This is a genomic window from Flavicella sp. IMCC45537 (assembly GCF_057197705.1).
In genome coordinates, this window is record NZ_CM170067.1 from 2,891,061 (window position 1) to 2,907,427 (window position 16,367).

Here is a 16,367-nt window from a genome sequence, read left to right on the forward strand (position 1 = left end):
ATAATTAGCATACAATTCCCCAGTTTTTATAAGTTGGTAACATAGGCCTCCAAGCTGTCTGAACGTTTCAAACCTATTTTTTTTCTGATTCTAGACCTAGATATATTTACACTATGGGCTTCTATGTTTAAAATTCGAGCCATTTCTTTGGTTGTGAATTTAAGTTTGATCAAGGCGCAATGCTTTTGTTCGGTTGGGGTGAAGTTCGGGTGTTTTTCTTTGAGCCTTGTGTAGAATTCAGAATTTACTTCCGTAAATCTTAGGTTGAATTCATCCCAGAGGTTTTCGGCCCCCTTTTTGTATTTGTTATTTAACGATTTGTACGAACTAGGAGATTTTTCTTTGAGTACGTTTAAAAGATCATCAATGGCGCTGTCCTTATCAATTAATTGCAAAGCATAAGAGGTAAGTTCTTTGCTTTTTAGTTCCATTTTAGCTTCGCTTTTTTGCCTGATAAGCGTTGATTGCAATTCTGTTTGTTTTTTTTCAAGAATAGTTTTTTTAAGTTTTAATCTCATTTTTCCTATGATAATAATTACTAGGGTAATGAGGATTACCAATGCTAACACGATTTTTAAAAGAAATTGAGTTTCTTCCTTTTTTTCAATAATTATGTTTTTTTCATCAAGAAGATGATCTTTTTTACGAATGGATTCTAGGTAGCTATTTTTAATTTCGAACAGATCAGAATAGGCATCGGTTCTAGCTCCATTGATACTGTCTTTGATATAGCTCCGTTCTCTTAACAGGTAATAGGCTTTTTTTGCCTTTTTCTTTTTCATGTACTGACCCGCTAATTCTAACATTACCTTGGGTTCTAGTATGGCATTAAAGTGAAGTTTGCGAATTGCCTTTAGACTTTGTTCATAATAATAAATAGCACTATCCGTGTTTTTTTTAGCTTTGTTTAATTCACCTAGAGTAAAATATAATTTAGATTTGTGTCTGATATTTTTTTCATCTTGATTAGCTTTTAGCTTGTAAAGAATTTTAGCTGCTTCTTTGGGATCTTTAAGTGCAAGAAATAAATTGGCTCGTTCTATGTTTGATGATAGATAAACATAATTGTTGTTCGCTATCATATTCTTTGAAAATTCCAAAGAATCTAAATAGGTTAGTGCTTTTAAGTAGTCACCTTCATTTCTTTTTCTCGTTGCTAAGTTTAAGTAGTTTGCATTCAGCTGGTTTTTGTCACTTGCCTTGTTGATAGTTACTTTCTTAGAGAAGTTTAATGCCTGTTGGAAATGATAAGTAGATTCTTTAGGTTTATTGAAAAAATCATACAAAAAAGATATTTTTCTATGGATTACAGCTTTTAAGGAGTAGTTGTTAGTTTGCTCTACATAGTATAAACTTTCCCAAAGTAGTTCAAAAGCTTTGCTTGTTTTTCCTTTTGCTTTTTTATAGTCAGACATTTGATATAGTGTCTGAGCTGCCTTTTCATAGTTGTTGTTGTTTTTAAAATATTCATAACATTTGCTATAAATATAATAAGAATTGTCAGGGAAATATGAGTATTGAGTTGTGGCAGTTGAAAGCTTCTTAGTATAGTATGTTAAGGAATCATTTTCTTTATTTTTTTGGCCTCTAATACTTAGTGTGGTACATAGACTAATAAAGATAATGAGGTTAATCTGGTTGAATTTCAATTACTTGTGGTTTTTTTGGTTAGTTTGAGTTTCTGTTGACAAATATACTAAGTAAAAACCATCAATATACTTCAAAAAAAATATTGTATACTTTTTATATATTTTTTTAATCCATAAATTCAGTGTTTTCGGTTTCGTTTTTTTTCTCAGTTTGTTGTTCGATAGCGTTAAAAAACAAATCTCTCAAATTTTGTTATACAAAACATGAGAGATTGTGTCCTTTTAATTTTGAAACTTGTTTTTTAGCGCTGCAATCTACCGGTTGTATTTCCTGCAAGAATACTATTCACTTCTTCAACAGTTGCAAAATTTACATCTCCTTCATAAGTGTGTTTTAAAGCACTTGCCGCTGTTGCAAATTCCATTGCTTTATAATCATCATAATTTTGTAACGCATAAATGAGTCCAGCTGCATAGGCATCACCGGTTCCAATTCTGTCTACAATGTGCGTGATGTCAAGGTCTTCAGTTTCTCTGAACTCTACGCCGTTCCACATGCGAGATCTTATTTTGTGCCATGAAGAATTTAACGAAGTTCTTATTTTGTCAAATACTTTTTTGATAGTTGGAAATGTTTTCATCAAGTCTTTACTTGCAGCAATAAAGTCCTCTTCAGAATAGCTGTAATTAGTCCCTAATACTTCATTTATTTCATTCACACCACCAATAAAAATGGTAGCATATTGTAATAGATCTTTTAAGACTATTTTAGGATCTGCTCCATATTTCCATAATCCACTTCTATATGTTGGATCTGCAGAAATTTCAAGTCCTTTTTCATGTGCTAACATTAATCCTTCTTTCAGTGTTTTATAGGCACCTTCTGACAAAGCAGGTGTAATTCCAGTCCAATGAAACCAATTTCCCTTGCTTAAAGAATTTTCCCAATCTACCATTTCTGGTTGAATTTCAGAAAAAGAAGAATGCGAACGGTTGTAAGAAATAGAACTAGGTCTCATAACCGCTCCAACTTCTAAAAAGTAAACTCCAAGTGGTCTTTTTGATCTAACAATACATCTTGTGCTTACACCAAATTTTCTTAAATATGATATTGCCGTATCCCCAATAAAATCATCTGAAATACAGCTAATGTGTTTTACTTTTCCTCCAAAATTTGCTATAGAAATACCGACATTAATTTCAGTCCCTCCAAAGTAAAATTCTACAACATTATTTTGAATGAATTTTTTGTTTCCTCTTGGAGAAAGACGCATTAGTACCTCTCCAAATGTAATTACTTTACCCATAGTTTGTGCATTTAAGGTTTCAATTTACGCATTTGTTCGTGGAATTAATATATCTAAGTTCATTTATTCGATTTATACATTATACGAAATACTCAACCGATTATCCTATAATTTCTATTGTGTTTTTTTATGATAAAGTTAATGTGCTTATTACAGTTGTTATTTTTTAGAATCTTATATTTACCTTCCATTCATTAAAAAAGCTATAAATGAAAAATTTATTTTCAAAATCATTTTTAAGAAGTACTCTGTTTTTATTTGTAACCATTGCATTTTTGGTAGTTAGCTGTAATACAACTTCTAACATGAAAAAAGGAGTAAAAACGAATGAAAAAATTTCTAGTATTCCTATTGATTCTAATGTTGTAAAAGGGGTTTTGTCCAATGGAATGACCTATTATATTCAAAAAAATGCAAAACCAGCTCAAAAGGTAGAATTGCGTTTGGTAGTAAATGCAGGTTCTATTTTGGAAGATGAAAAACAATTAGGATTGGCTCATTTTATGGAGCATATGAATTTCAATGGTTCTACACATTTTAATAAAAATGAACTAGTAGATTACCTGCAAAGTATTGGAGTTAAATTTGGAGCTCATCTAAATGCATATACTAGTTTTGATGAGACGGTTTATATTCTTCCGATTCCTTCGGATGATGAAGAAAAATTGGAAAAAGGATTTTTGATTTTAGAAGATTGGGCTTTTAATGCATCCCTTACAGAAGAAGAGATTGACAAAGAACGTGGTGTGGTTTTGGAAGAATATCGATTGGGTTTAGGTGCTGAGAAAAGAATGCTTGGAAATTATTTGCCAAAATTAATGTATGATTCTAGGTATGCAGAAAGGTTGCCTATAGGGACAAAAGAGGTACTAGAGAATTTTACTTATGAAGATTTGAGAAGATTTTATAGAGACTGGTATCGTCCAGATTTAATGGCTGTTGTGGCAGTAGGAGATGTAGAGGTGTCGGTTTTGGAAGAAAAAATAAAATCGCATTTCGGTAAATATAAAGCTCCAAAAAATGTAAAAAAGAGAGAAATTTATAATACCCCGAATCATAAGCAGACTTTTGTGGCTATTGAAAAAGATGTAGAAGCTTCAAGATCTGTAGTACAAGTGTATTATAAAGATCCGGATTTAGCGAAAGAGGTTGCTACGGAGCAGGATTATAAAGAACAGTTGATCAATAGTTTGTTTTCTAATATGATTAACAATCGATTTGATGAGTTAAGAAATAAAGAAAATCCACCTTATGTTTTTGGAGGTGCAAGATATGGAAGTACTTGGGCAAGAAATAATAAGGTGTATCAAAGTTATGCTTTAACAAGTGAAGAAGGGCAATTAAATGCTTTGAAAGCTTTAGTAGTTGAAAACGAAAGAGCATTGCGATTTGGTTTTCAACAAGGGGAGTTGGATCGTGCAAAAATTAGTATTACCAACAGATATGAACGTGCTTATAAAGAACGTAATAAAAATGAATCTAAGAGCTATGCAAATGAGTACATCCGTAACTATCTAAAAGAAGAAATTATTCCTGGTATTGCTTGGGAGTTTGAAATGGTAAAAAAATATGTGCCAACCATAACTTTAGAGGATTGTAATGGGTTGTTAACGAAGTACATTCATGAAGATAATAGGGTAGTTGTATTTACGGGGCCGGATAAAGAAGGAGTTCCTGAGATTACTGAAGCTGAGGTGTTGGGTGTATTGGATAATGTGAAAAACATGGAATTAACTCCGTATGAGGATGCAACTGTAGATGTTGATTTGATGCGTGGAATACAGCTTAAGAAAGGTGTGGTTTTAAGCGAAACAACGGATAGTATCAATGAAATTACCAGGTTAGAGCTTAATAATGGAGCTAAAATAGTATACAAACAAACTGATTTTAAGGACAATCAAATTGTATTTACAGCATTTAGTTATGGAGGCACCTCTTTGTATTCAGATGAAGAGTTTTTAAAGACCGATATTGCTAATTCAGCGTTAACTGAAGCAGGTGTAAACGGTTTTTCTAAAACAGAATTAAAGAAAATTCTTACAGGAAAAGGGGCAAGTGTAACCCCAACGATTCATACTTTAAGTGAGGGTATGCATGGAAGTGCAACTCCGAAAGATTTTGAGTACTTGTTTCAGTTAGTACATTTGTATTTCACCAAATTAAACAATGATCCAAAGGCATATAATTCTCATATTGCTAAGATGAAGGCTTATTTAAAAAACGCTTTATCTGAGCCTAGAACTTTTTTTGGTGTTGAGGTGGATGCCTTTTTGAATAGTGAAAATCCTCGCTATGTTGGTTTTCCAACGGAAGAGAATTGGGCTAATACAGATTATAATTTAGCTGTTGAGAAATATAGAGAGCGCTTTGCAGATGCAAGTGATTTTAATTTTTATTTTGTTGGGAATTTGGATCCGCAGGTGCTCAAGGATTATGCTGAATTGTATATTGGAAGTTTGCCTAGTACTAAAACAAATGAATCTTTTAAAGATAATGGTTATAGACCTTTATATGGAGAGCTAGAAAAGCATGTCCAAAAAGGAACCGAACCAAAAAGTTTAGTGAAAATTCAATTTAGAGGAGAAACAACATATGATGCCGAAGAGGATTATTACTTAAAAAGTTTAGGAGAGGTTTTGTCGATTAAGCTAATTGAGAAGTTACGAGAGGAAGAAGGTGGTGTTTATGGTGTAGGAGCTAGAGGCGGCATGTCCAAAAATCCTTATGGATCTTATCAATTAACCATTAGTTTTCCTTGTGGACCAGAAAAATTAGAGATGTTACAAAAAAGTGCTTTAGAAGAGTTGCAAAAAATTATTGATAACGGGCCACAAGCTAAGGACTTGGCTAAAGTTAAAGAAACGCAATTGTTAGAGCATAAGGAACAAATGAAAAAGAACAGATTTTGGTTGAATAGAATTAAAAATGCGGATTTCAATAAAAAAGAATTAAAGGATCCGAATTTAAAAGTTGATAGAATCAATGATTTGAAGGCTAAAAACATTCAGGATGTGGCTAAAAAATATGGGGTGAAAAACAAGTTTGTTGCTACGCTAAACCCAGAAACAGTAGTTAAAAAATAGTATATGGAGTACAATATTAGATTTGGTGTAAAGGAGGATATGGGTGCAGTTTGGTCTTTGATAAAAGAATTGGCTGTATTTGAAAAAGAACCCGATGCTGTGGAGGTAACCGTGGCTGATTTAGAAAAAGATGGCTTTTCTGAACAGCCAAAATTTCAAGTTTTTGTTGCAGAGCTTTCAGGAGAAATTGTTGGTATTGCCTTGTTCTATTATAGGTACTCCACATGGAAAGGACCAACAGTTCATTTAGAAGATTTGATTGTGAAAGAGGAAAAACGAGGTTTGGGAATTGGGAAAGCTTTGTATAATGAAGTAATGCGCTATGCCTTTGAAAAAAAGGTGCGTAGAGTGGAATGGGATGTTTTAGACTGGAATACAAATGCGATAGATTTTTATGAAAAATCTGGTGCCATTATGTATAAAGATTGGAATGCTGTAAAAATGTATGAAAAAGAATTGGCTGCCTATATAGAAGTTATTGGACGTTAGTTTTATTCTTCGATGTCAATCGGTTCCCAAAGTTCAATTTTGTTACCATCTAGATCGAGAACCCAAGCGAATTTTCCATAAGAGAATATCTCAGGTTTGTCAATTATTTCAACTCCCGAATTGGCTAGGTCTATTAGTAATTGATCTAAATCTTTTACACGAAAGTTGATCATGAATTCTTTAGAGGAAGGTTTGAAATAGTTTGTCTCCTTTGGGAAGGGAGACCATTGCGTGCTTGCCGGTTTAAAAGTTTCATCTTTCCACCAGAAAGTACTTCCGTAATTATCTGTTTCTAAGCCCAAATGCCTACGATACCATTCTCTAGTGGCTTGTGGGTTTTTCGTTTTGTAGAATACTCCGCCGATACCCGTAACTTTTTTGTTGCTGGTTGGTTCAGGTTTTGGTTTTGTGTGAATGTCAAAAAAATGAGCTGCAACTTTATCTACGCAAGTTTGTGCCAGTTTTATTTTAGATTCAACTGTCCAGCCTGCGACATGAGGAGATAATAAAACATTTTCGGATTGAATTAAATACTCGAAAGCAGGTGGTAATGTTTTGTTTTCAAATAAGTTTTCAAAAGAACCTTTTTCGTATTCTAAAACATCTAGACATGCTCCAAGAATTTTTCCCATTTGCATGGCTTGTACAAGATGGTCTGTAACAACAGCACTCCCTCTGGCTGTATTAATCAAGAAAAAAGATTTTTTAAAATGAGAAATAATATCCCAGTTTATCATCTTGTCTGATAGTTCGTTAAATGGAGTGTGAATACTTAATACATCTGCTCGTTCTTGGATTTCTGTAAGCGTTGTTTGTCTGCAATTTTCATCCCCTACATTTTCTTTAATGTCATAACAAAGTACTTCAACATCAAACCCCCTTAGTTTTTTGGCAAAGGATTTTCCCATATTTCCGTAGCCAATCAGTCCAACAACTTTACCATCTAATTCAAGTCCTCTATTTTCTTCACGCAGCCATTTCCCTTCTCTAATTTGGTTGTCTGCTTGTTTGATTTTATTAAAGAGAGCTAATAGCATTCCTAGCGCATGTTCACCTACAGCATTTCTGTTTCCTTCTGGAGCAGAAATTAATTGGATGCCTTTTTTGGCAGCATATTCAATATCTATACTTTCTAGTCCTGCACCAACTCTAGCAATGAATTTTAAGTTATGACCCTTGTCTATAAATTGTTTGTCAATTTTAAAACGACTTCTGATAACAACTCCTTCATAGTTATGTATTTTGGATTCAACCTCTTCCTTGTTTGAGGTAAAATCTTCTTCATTAGAACATCCTAATTTCTCTAAACCTAATTTTAAAACAGGATGATTGCTATCTATATGTAAAACTTTCATGTGAAATGTAGGAACAAATATGTTAGTACTGTTCTGATTTGTTAGGGAAATCTTGTGATTTTACATCTTCGCTATATTGTTTAAAAGCATTTGACATATCATCATATAAGCTCAAATATCTACGTAAAAATCTAGGATTGAATTCATGTGTCATTCCAACCATATCATGAGTAACTAAAACTTGACCGTCTACACCTGCACCTGCACCAATACCAATTACTGGAATTGAAATCTCTTTGGCAACCTTTTCTGCCAAGGCAGCGGGTACTTTTTCTAAAACAATAGAAAAACATCCTAGTTGTTCAAGTGCTTTTGCATCTTTTAAAAGTTTGTCTGCCTCTTCTTCTTCTTTAGCTCTAACGGTATAGGTTCCGAATTTGTAGATAGATTGTGGTGTTAATCCAAGGTGTCCCATTACAGGAATCCCAGCTTTTAATATTTTTTTTACAGATTGTTTGATTTCTGTACCACCCTCTAATTTAATAGCATGTGCGCCAGATTCCTTCATGATTCTGATGGCAGATCTCAAAGCTGTTTTAGGATCTGACTGATAGCTACCAAAAGGTAAATCTACCACCACCAAGCTTCTTGCGCATCCGCGTACTACAGAGCTCGCATGGTAAATCATTTGATCTAAAGTAATAGGTAATGTCGTTTCATGTCCTGCCATTACATTTGAAGCAGAGTCTCCAACTAAAATGGCATCGATTCCAGCAGCATCCACTATTTTTGCCATAGTGTAATCGTATGCGGTTAGCATAGAGATTTTTTCACCGTTGTGTTTCATTTCAATCAGTGAATTGGTAGTAACTCTTTTGTACTGTTTTTGTGCGGTAGACATGGTATGTTTAATTAAAAGTCAGATCGCAAAAATACGGAAAGATTTATGAAAATTGCACAAGGCATTTCAAATAGCCAAAGTTTTTAAAAGAAAATCGGGATAACCATAATGATTATCCCGATAGAAAAATTTAGTGAGTCGCTAATTTTTTCTTCTTTTTATTTTGTTTTTTCTTTTTGGGATATAATTCATCTATAGTCCAATAAGTATCTCTCAATTTTGTTTGATTTCTGATTCTATTCAGTTTCCAACCTGTCACAGGAGATGCATCATTAAGCTCTAGTCTTATATAGGTAAGCACTGCTGCAAGCCAATTGTTGTCTTGATGTCCCATTGGAGCCATAACTCCGGCATATTCTTTTCCATCAATAGGTCCGGTTAATCCGTTGATTACAATTTTTGAGGTTATTTCCCAATTACCAGTAACACGAGGAGATCCTACTAAACTTGGAGCTAGACCTTCAATTCCTTTTCCGTCTCCTCCATGACAAGAAGCACAGATAGATTTAAAATTTAGATATCCTTGAACCACGGATTTACGTACGTTGACGTTTTGTAAAATGTATTTTTTCTTAAGTTCTTCGATTACTGGAGGTACCTCTTTAAGCCCTTCTCTTGCAGTAGTTGCGATCACATCATTTCCAAACTCTCTATAGGCTATGGTTCGCATTGTTTTTTTTGCATTCTCATGAGAACTAGATCTTAAAGAAAGTAGTACTTGTAACAATACCTCTTTGTCTTCATCTTTTTTTAGGGCATCAACAGCCGCAAGGATGGTTTCATCGTTTTGTTTTAAATAAGTTTCACTTATTCTTATTGCTGTTCTTCTAATTCTAGGATCCTCATCATTAAATTTTTCTAGTAAGATCTTTTTATCAATAGAATTTAATCCGTCTAAAGTCCACAAAGCATGCATTCTTTGCAATGGGTTTTCACTATTTGAAACGATGTTTTTTAGTGTTGGCACAACAGACTTGTCTCCTTTGATTACAATCAGCTTTTGTGCGTTCATTCTATACCATGCATTGGCATGACCTAAGAATTCTGTTAATTCCTCTGGTGTTTTATTTAGTAATTTAACTGTTTTACTTGGAGTGTAGTCTTCATGGACAATTCTATAAATTCTACCTTTTCCTATGTTTTTATCAAGTTTTTTTCTTTCCACAACAGGTCTTAAAAAACTTCCTTTTCTAACCCAATTCCCCTCTTGAATAATTCCACGATACATATCTACGATATACAAACAACCATCCGGACCTGTTTTAGTTTCTACTGGTCTAAAGTTCATATCTGTAGAAGCTAAAAATTCAGTTTCATGGTAGGGGTTACTTAATACTTTTTGACCCTCAACGATATTTACTTTTGCACGGCGAATTAAGCGTCCTACAGGTTCAGGAATAAACAAGTCGCCATAAGCAGGTAAGTTGTCTCCTAAAAAGATAGATTGTCCACAGCTTGCGGTAAAGTGATTTAAGGTTCCATCTTCTCTTAATCGCTTCATTCCTCCTTGTACATCAGGGGTACCGATGATAGGCCATACCTTGTCAAAATCAGGTTCCCATTTACCAGGCATTTCAAGATTACCATAAGATGGGTGTTGCTGGTATCCTAAAGCCGGAACCTCACTACCTGCGCTTGAATAAAAAATTTGACCTTGTTCATCTTGTGTTAATCCCCATTGACCTGCTGGAGCATCAGCCAAAGTATCTGTTACAATTTTATTTCCTTTAAGTTTGTATCTAATAGATCCTTTTGATAAATACATGAAATTATCAATACTATAAATCATGCTTGCAGGTTGGTGCTCAAGATTAGAATTATCTCTTTTGGGGATTTTGTGCATTAATTTTTTTTCATCTGCCACCCCGTCACCATTGGTGTCTCTGTAGCCCCAAAGATCTCTCTGAAAAGTACCTCCAACAATTAAACGGTCATCTAAAGGAAGTATAACTCTAGGTAAGATAATACTATCGATAAAAATTGAACTTTTGTCCATTTTTCCATCTCCATTAGTATCTTCAAGTAATTTTACTCTACTCCAAGGCTTGTATTGATCCGTTCCATCAATGTCTTGCATATAAGTTAGCATTTCGGCAACATATAATTTTCCATCCGCATCCCAAGCCATTGTTACAGGTTCATTTACCATAGGTTCACTTGCTACCAGTTCTATTCGATAGCCTTCTGGTAAGTGCATGGTTTTTAGGGTTTCCTCTGGAGAAAGAAAGTCAACTACAGGATCTTTTATGATTTCAGGTTTCTGGTATATTTTGCCTTCTACTATTTCCTTTTTATCACAGCTGGTGGACAAAGATGCCATTCCAAGCAAGGAAAGCATTGAAATTGAAAAGTAAGTGTTTAAGAACTTCATTGGGTATTGTTATTAAAATTGTAAATCGGTCTACTAAAGTACAGAATTTCAAAGTTTTTTATGTACAAAATAAGTCATTGAAGAATCTTATACATATTTTGTATAGATAGAATGCTATCAAAAAGAGGGGAAACGCGACCCTATGGTTTTTTACTAGGATTAATTATTCGTTTTTACTGTGGATAAGTAATTTGAATAATAATTGTTAGGAATTGAAGTTTCCTTATATTTAGCCTCTAATAGGATCGTAACTAGTACAAACTATGGCATCTGAAAAAATACACACTTTAGACCCAGATAAATGGATAACGCTGCATTCAGATTATTTATTTAATTACACTATATCTAGGGTTAATAAAACTGAGATTGCGAAAGATTTGGTTCAAGAAACTTTTTTTGCTGCTTTGAAAGCAATGAAAAATTTTGAGGGGAAAGCAAGTGAAAGGACTTGGTTGGTAGCCATTTTGAAAAGAAAAATCATTGATTACTATAGAAAGATAAATTCAACCAAAGGAAAAGCGGAGGTGAGAATGAATTTCTATAATGATGGTGAAAATGAAGGAGATTGGTTAGAAGAAAGGGTTCCGCAGACTTGGGGGAACGATGCAGATAAAGACATTGAAAATGCTGAATTAGGTGATGCTTTGTCAAAATGTATCGACAAACTACCTGAGAAATATGCTATGGTTTTCAGGATGAAAACATTACAAGATTTTGATACGGAAGAGATTTGTAAGGAGCTAGATATTACATCGTCTAATTTGTGGGTAATAATCCATAGGGCTAGGACTCAGTTGAGAAAATGTATGGAAGATAATTGGTTTATTAAATAAGAGTATTCATGGCAAAATTTAAAATAACTTGTGATGAGGCCACTACTATATGCGACAAATCGCAATATGGAAAGGCGACGATAATGGAAATTATTAAGTTAAGAATCCATTTTTTAGGATGTAAACTTTGTTCAATTTATACCAAGCAGAATAATCTGTTGTCTAAAATTTTGAATAAAAATAAAGGAGGAAGTGCCATTTGTAGTCTGTCTGAAGAGGAAAAAGAACAGATGCGTATTTTGTTTGAAAAAGAAAGTGCAAAAATAAAATAAGTTTGTAGCGTTATATGGATTTTTTACCAGAGAAATTGGATGATTATGTAGTTGATCACTCTCAAGCAGAACCGCAAATTTTAAAGGAGTTAAATAGAGAAACTTGGCAAACGGTTTTAAATCCACGAATGCTGAGTGGTGGATTTCAAGGAAGAGTACTTTCTATGATTTCTAAATTAATTCAACCTAAAAATATTTTAGAAATAGGTACCTACACGGGCTATTCAGCTTTGTGTATGGCTGAAGGGATGCAATCAGATGGTGTTTTGCATACCATTGATAAAAATGAAGAATTGTACGATTTACAAAGAAAGTATTTTGATAAATCAGAATTCGGAACTCAAATAAAACAGCATATAGGAAATGCATTAGAAATTATTCCTACAATTCAAGAGAAATTTGATCTTGTTTTTATTGATGCAGATAAAGCAAATTATTCTAATTATTTCAAGCAAATTATTGATAAAATGAACTCTGGTGGTGTCATTCTTTCAGATAATGTTTTATGGAGTGGAAAGGTAATTGAAAAGTTGAATCCGAAAGATGTTGATACAGCCGCTTTATTAGAGTATAATAAATTAATGAATGAAGATCAACGAATAGAAACGGTATTATTACCAATTCGAGACGGATTGACATTAAGTAGAGTGAAATAATTTATTGAATTGACAAATGCAGTTTTGTTGCAGTTGTTTGAGTAGAGCGTTTAATAAATTAATTAAAATTGTCTTTTGATGGGACCACTCATGTCCTCAAGATCTTCTTTTACTGAATCAATCTCTTTTTTGATGTCTTTGGTAACATCTAAATCAATTCCGTTTTTTTCTGCACTTGTGTTGATTTCTCTCTTGATGTCGTTTGTAGCATCTTTAATTTGACGCATTCCTTTTCCAAGTCCTCTAGCAATCTCCGGAATTTTATCTGCACCAAATAACATTACTACAATAAGTAGAACTACCATTACTTCCGGTGCTCCAATAAATAACATCATAATTTGTATAATTTGTGACAAAGATAGTAATTAGGCATGAGAAAATTTGAATAATATTTTGAATTGATGCTCTATAACTTTACTCATTTGCAGATGAAATAAGCCAAGTTGCAGATTGCATTAGTATACTTTTAGATTTTAGAATAAATTTGTTGTATCAATTTTGAGTTTGTACCTATGAAAAAATCGGCAATAATTTTATTACATATCGGAGTTTGGCTTTGCTACTTTATTGTTGCATTGGGGTTGATGGCTGCTTTTTTCCAGGGAAATGAAAATCCAGAAGAATCTTTAATGGAAAAGGCATTTGGAATTATTACCATGTTTGGTTTGATCCCATCGGTTTTTTCTTTTTACCTCTACTATTTTTTTCTGTTTCCAAATTTCTTTAAGAAAAAGCAATATTTTGAAACCTTGGTTTACGGACTTGTAATTTCTACTATTGCTGGGTTGATTGGTTATGGAATGTTGTATTTGTTTGTTGATGCTACTTGTTCACAAGAAGAAGAAGATGCTTTTTGGGGAATTGTAATTTTCATTTCTTTTATAGCAACCATAAGTGGAGTTATTGCCTTGGTGATCCAGGGATTTATTACTTGGTTTCAGGATATGAAGTTGAAAGAAGCATTGATTGAAAAAAATCATAAAATAGAATTGGCGTTGGTAAAGTCTCAGCTAGATCCGCATTTTTTGTTTAATACGATTAATAATATTGATGTGTTGATATTAAAAGATCAAGATGAAGCGTCAAATTACTTGAATAAATTATCTGATATTATGCGTTTTATGCTTTTTGAAACCAAAACCGAAGAGGTGTTGCTGTCAAAAGAAATTGAGTATATCGAGAAGTATATAGAGTTGCAAAAAATAAGAACTGCTAACACAGATTATATTCACTACAGTTTGGAAGGGGATGCGAAGGACAGAAAAATTGCCCCAATGGTGTTTATCCCTTTTATAGAAAATGCTTTTAAACATTGCACCAACAAAAAGTTGAGCAATGCGATACGGATAAAAATTTCTATTGATACAGATTGCATAAAAATGTCTTGTATTAATAAATATGATCCTAATAGGAAGGTGAAGGAAGGAAGTAATGGTCTTGGGAATGATCTCATTGAAAAAAGATTACAACTTTTATATGAAAATAACCATACCTTAGAGGTTCAAAAAGAACATAATACCTATTCTGTAAACGTAAGTATTTGCCATGAATAAATATAGCTGTATCATTATTGAAGATGAGCCACTTGCTTTAGAGCGTACCAAGTTATTTGTTGATAAAATTCCGTTTTTAAATTTAGAAGCTACATTTGATAATGCTTTGATGGGGCTTGCGTATCTAAAATTACATCAGGTTGATTTGTTGTTTTTAGATATTAATATGGACGAATTAACGGGAATAGAATTGTTAGAGAGTACCCAACTAGATTGTCAAGTAATTATTACCACCGCTTATCAAGAGTATGCTTTAAAGGGGTACGAATTAAATATTACAGACTATTTATTGAAGCCTTTTAATTTTGATCGTTTTTTACAAGCAGTAACAAAAGCTTTGGGCAATATTCAGCAAAAAACTCCCACTACACTAACACAAGATTATATTTTTGTGAAGACAGAAAATCGTTTGGAGAAAATAATGTTGCAGGATATTATTTTTATTGAAGGAATGCGTGATTATCGCAGAATTCATACTATAAATAAGCGAATTATGACTTTGCAAAATTTTAAAGAGTTGGAGGCAATAATTCCATCAGACTTGGTGTGTAGAGTACACAAATCCTATATGGTTTCTTTGCATAAAATTGATTCTATTGAACGTAGTAGAATTCATATCGGTAAAGAAATAATACCAGTTTCGGATACTTACAAAACTGAATTTTTTAATAAAATTCATAACACTTAGTGTTATTTTAGTTTTTGTCATTTTCTCTTTATTGCGTGAACTGAGCCTTACCAATCTGTTGATGTTTACAGAATATTCGTCTTTCTATTACTGTTAGAGTATCGTTTCTTGAGTTGCTGATTAAATAAGCCGTTTTGCAGACACTATTTTCTACTTTGCATAATAGAGTTGAACAGTTTGTTTAGTTGTTAGATATTTGAATAACAATAAAAAATCTAACAGGTATGGAAACAACTACAATTCAAGAAATCAAAGAAAAATGTGAAACAAAAAACTCTTATAATTCATCCATGAGTTGTTTGTATGGGATGGGGATGTTTGGTGCTGCCTTTTATTTTCTATCCAATGCCACTAGTTTTGGAGCAGGTGTAATAGGGTTGCTTAAATCTATTGTCTGGCCAGCGGTTTTGGTATATGAAGTGTTTTCAAAATTAGGGTTGTAATTAAAATAAATAGCGCTATGAGTTTGATGATTTTTAAAACCAATATCAAGTCGAGAAGAAAAGCGAGAATGTTTGGAGCCATTTTTAGAAGGCATCCATTTATTTATTCTTGGTCTATAGATTTTGAAGATAGGGATAAGGTGTTACGCATAGAATCTTCTAACGATTTGCAAAGTGAAGCGGTTGTGCAAATGGTAACCAATCATGGTTTTGTTTGTGAAGATTTACCAGATTGATTGAAGTTTTGTGTTTTAGTTCTGGGGTTATCTTTTTTGTCTTTTTTTAATTGTTGAACTAGTTCAACAAATTGTTCAATGAAAAAATTAAACTTTGTCATCCAAAGAAACCAAAGTTAAAAACAGAACAATTTTTACAGAATTATGAATTTATTTAAAAGTCTAAAAAGCTATTTTGCGATAGCTGTATTTCTGATGATGTCCTTCGGATTAAAAGCACAAATTACTCACGATATTTCCGACGAGCAAGCTTTGAATGCCGTTTTGGTGGCTAAGAAAAAAGCAGAAGCTTCCAATGTTTTAGTCAATATAGCAGTTGTGGATGCAGGTGCCAACCTGAAAGCCTTTTTACGAATGGATGAGTCTTATTTAGGGAGTATTGATGTAGCTATAAAAAAAGCAGAAACCGCTCGTTATTTCAATATTGATACAGGTAAACTTGGAGAATTAACGCAGCCTGGCGGAATTATTTATAATATTGAACACTCTAATGGAGGTTTGATTACCTTTCCTGGTGGGATTCCAATAAAAGATAAAAATGGTAAAATTATTGGAGCCATTGGTGTTAGTGGAGGTACTATCGAACAAGACAGAGAAATAGCAACAGCAGGAGCAAAATCAATCTTAAAATAATATTTAAATCAATCAGAT

General features: G+C 33.2%; 15 protein-coding genes and 1 pseudogene. 10 read left to right on the plus strand and 6 right to left on the minus strand.

Going from position 1 to position 16,367, the window contains the following annotated elements:
• Window positions 1-26: 26 nt before the first annotated feature.
• Window positions 27-1,415 carry a helix-turn-helix transcriptional regulator gene (locus AC2DGP_RS11720; protein ID WP_484490249.1) on the minus strand — a complete coding sequence of 463 codons (1,389 nt, stop codon included), beginning with the start codon at window positions 1,413-1,415 and terminating at the stop codon, window positions 27-29.
• A gap of 476 nt (window positions 1,416-1,891) precedes the next feature.
• Window positions 1,892-2,896, minus strand: a complete 1,005-nt coding sequence (locus AC2DGP_RS11725; protein ID WP_484490250.1) for a sugar kinase — start codon at window positions 2,894-2,896, stop codon at window positions 1,892-1,894.
• A gap of 209 nt (window positions 2,897-3,105) precedes the next feature.
• Here AC2DGP_RS11725 and AC2DGP_RS11730 point away from each other — a divergent pair, with 209 nt between their 5' ends.
• Together AC2DGP_RS11730 and AC2DGP_RS11735 are read left to right on the plus strand one after the other, a co-directional pair.
• Complete coding sequence (locus AC2DGP_RS11730) at window positions 3,106-5,979, plus strand: M16 family metallopeptidase (protein ID WP_484490251.1); 2,874 nt, start codon at window positions 3,106-3,108, stop codon at window positions 5,977-5,979.
• Window positions 5,980-5,982: 3 nt separating this feature from the next.
• Entirely contained in the window at window positions 5,983-6,468 is a 486-nt protein-coding gene (locus tag AC2DGP_RS11735) for a GNAT family N-acetyltransferase (RefSeq protein WP_484490252.1), read from the plus strand.
• Window positions 6,469-6,890: 422 nt separating this feature from the next.
• Here AC2DGP_RS11735 and AC2DGP_RS11740 read toward each other — a convergent pair.
• From AC2DGP_RS11740 to AC2DGP_RS11750, 3 genes and pseudogenes are all read right to left on the minus strand, one after another.
• Window positions 6,891-7,823, minus strand: a pseudogene (locus AC2DGP_RS11740) (2-hydroxyacid dehydrogenase); the annotation flags it as partial.
• A gap of 22 nt (window positions 7,824-7,845) precedes the next feature.
• Window positions 7,846-8,664, minus strand: a complete 819-nt coding sequence (gene panB / locus AC2DGP_RS11745) for a 3-methyl-2-oxobutanoate hydroxymethyltransferase (protein ID WP_484490253.1) — start codon at window positions 8,662-8,664, stop codon at window positions 7,846-7,848.
• A 130-nt stretch (window positions 8,665-8,794) separates the two neighbouring features.
• Window positions 8,795-11,035: a DUF7133 domain-containing protein gene (locus tag AC2DGP_RS11750; protein WP_484490254.1), complete on the minus strand. Its 2,241-nt coding sequence runs from the start codon at window positions 11,033-11,035 to the stop codon at window positions 8,795-8,797.
• A 263-nt stretch (window positions 11,036-11,298) separates the two neighbouring features.
• Between AC2DGP_RS11750 and AC2DGP_RS11755 the strand changes: the two genes are divergently transcribed.
• The 3 genes from AC2DGP_RS11755 to AC2DGP_RS11765 are packed head-to-tail and all read left to right on the plus strand — an operon-like array spanning window position 11,299 to window position 12,796.
• Window positions 11,299-11,868 (plus strand): sigma-70 family RNA polymerase sigma factor, encoded by a 570-nt coding sequence (locus tag AC2DGP_RS11755; RefSeq protein ID WP_484490255.1) that lies wholly within the window; start codon window positions 11,299-11,301, stop codon window positions 11,866-11,868.
• An 8-nt stretch (window positions 11,869-11,876) separates the two neighbouring features.
• Window positions 11,877-12,140, plus strand: coding sequence for a hypothetical protein (locus tag AC2DGP_RS11760; RefSeq protein ID WP_484490256.1), 264 nt, complete (start codon window positions 11,877-11,879; stop codon window positions 12,138-12,140).
• A gap of 14 nt (window positions 12,141-12,154) precedes the next feature.
• Complete coding sequence (locus tag AC2DGP_RS11765; protein WP_484490257.1) at window positions 12,155-12,796, plus strand: O-methyltransferase; 642 nt, start codon at window positions 12,155-12,157, stop codon at window positions 12,794-12,796.
• 62 nt (window positions 12,797-12,858) lie between these two features.
• On the opposite strand, the gene tatA is transcribed toward AC2DGP_RS11765, so the two are convergent.
• Complete coding sequence (gene tatA / locus AC2DGP_RS11770) at window positions 12,859-13,131, minus strand: twin-arginine translocase TatA/TatE family subunit (RefSeq protein WP_300320711.1); 273 nt, start codon at window positions 13,129-13,131, stop codon at window positions 12,859-12,861.
• 177 nt (window positions 13,132-13,308) lie between these two features.
• On the opposite strand from tatA, the gene AC2DGP_RS11775 reads away from it, so the two are divergent.
• The 5 genes from AC2DGP_RS11775 to AC2DGP_RS11795 all read left to right on the plus strand — a co-directional run bounded on the left by AC2DGP_RS11775 (window position 13,309) and on the right by AC2DGP_RS11795 (window position 16,349).
• A complete protein-coding gene (locus AC2DGP_RS11775) occupies window positions 13,309-14,349 on the plus strand; it encodes a sensor histidine kinase (protein WP_484490258.1) in 1,041 nt (346 codons plus the stop codon).
• The gene (locus AC2DGP_RS11780) at window positions 14,342-15,037 is read left to right on the plus strand and encodes a LytR/AlgR family response regulator transcription factor (RefSeq protein ID WP_484490259.1); all 696 of its coding nucleotides are present in this window, start codon (window positions 14,342-14,344) and stop codon (window positions 15,035-15,037) included. The genes AC2DGP_RS11775 and AC2DGP_RS11780 overlap by 8 nt, the downstream gene beginning before the upstream one ends.
• 224 nt (window positions 15,038-15,261) lie before the next feature.
• The gene (locus AC2DGP_RS11785) at window positions 15,262-15,480 is read left to right on the plus strand and encodes a hypothetical protein (protein ID WP_484490260.1); all 219 of its coding nucleotides are present in this window, start codon (window positions 15,262-15,264) and stop codon (window positions 15,478-15,480) included.
• A gap of 17 nt (window positions 15,481-15,497) precedes the next feature.
• Entirely contained in the window at window positions 15,498-15,716 is a 219-nt protein-coding gene (locus tag AC2DGP_RS11790) for a hypothetical protein (RefSeq protein WP_484490261.1), read from the plus strand.
• Between the two features lie 144 nt (window positions 15,717-15,860).
• The gene (locus AC2DGP_RS11795; protein ID WP_484490262.1) at window positions 15,861-16,349 is read left to right on the plus strand and encodes a GlcG/HbpS family heme-binding protein; all 489 of its coding nucleotides are present in this window, start codon (window positions 15,861-15,863) and stop codon (window positions 16,347-16,349) included.
• The last annotated feature ends 18 nt before the right edge of the window (window positions 16,350-16,367 follow it).

Excerpts from the sequence above, each read along its gene's own strand:
- AC2DGP_RS11720 (WP_484490249.1), bottom strand. The coding sequence starts at position 1,415 with ATGTCTGACTATAAAAAAGCAAAAGGAAAAACAAGCAAAGCTTTTGAA.
- AC2DGP_RS11725 (WP_484490250.1), bottom strand. The coding sequence starts at position 2,896 with ATGGGTAAAGTAATTACATTTGGAGAGGTACTAATGCGTCTTTCTCCA.
- AC2DGP_RS11730 (WP_484490251.1), top strand. The coding sequence starts at position 3,106 with ATGAAAAATTTATTTTCAAAATCATTTTTAAGAAGTACTCTGTTTTTA.
- AC2DGP_RS11735 (WP_484490252.1), top strand. The coding sequence starts at position 5,983 with ATGGAGTACAATATTAGATTTGGTGTAAAGGAGGATATGGGTGCAGTT.
- panB (WP_484490253.1), bottom strand. The coding sequence starts at position 8,664 with ATGTCTACCGCACAAAAACAGTACAAAAGAGTTACTACCAATTCACTG.
- AC2DGP_RS11750 (WP_484490254.1), bottom strand. The coding sequence starts at position 11,035 with ATGAAGTTCTTAAACACTTACTTTTCAATTTCAATGCTTTCCTTGCTT.
- AC2DGP_RS11755 (WP_484490255.1), top strand. The coding sequence starts at position 11,299 with ATGGCATCTGAAAAAATACACACTTTAGACCCAGATAAATGGATAACG.
- AC2DGP_RS11760 (WP_484490256.1), top strand. The coding sequence starts at position 11,877 with ATGGCAAAATTTAAAATAACTTGTGATGAGGCCACTACTATATGCGAC.
- AC2DGP_RS11765 (WP_484490257.1), top strand. The coding sequence starts at position 12,155 with ATGGATTTTTTACCAGAGAAATTGGATGATTATGTAGTTGATCACTCT.
- tatA (WP_300320711.1), bottom strand. The coding sequence starts at position 13,131 with ATGATGTTATTTATTGGAGCACCGGAAGTAATGGTAGTTCTACTTATT.
- AC2DGP_RS11775 (WP_484490258.1), top strand. The coding sequence starts at position 13,309 with ATGAAAAAATCGGCAATAATTTTATTACATATCGGAGTTTGGCTTTGC.
- AC2DGP_RS11780 (WP_484490259.1), top strand. The coding sequence starts at position 14,342 with ATGAATAAATATAGCTGTATCATTATTGAAGATGAGCCACTTGCTTTA.
- AC2DGP_RS11785 (WP_484490260.1), top strand. The coding sequence starts at position 15,262 with ATGGAAACAACTACAATTCAAGAAATCAAAGAAAAATGTGAAACAAAA.
- AC2DGP_RS11790 (WP_484490261.1), top strand. The coding sequence starts at position 15,498 with ATGAGTTTGATGATTTTTAAAACCAATATCAAGTCGAGAAGAAAAGCG.
- AC2DGP_RS11795 (WP_484490262.1), top strand. The coding sequence starts at position 15,861 with ATGAATTTATTTAAAAGTCTAAAAAGCTATTTTGCGATAGCTGTATTT.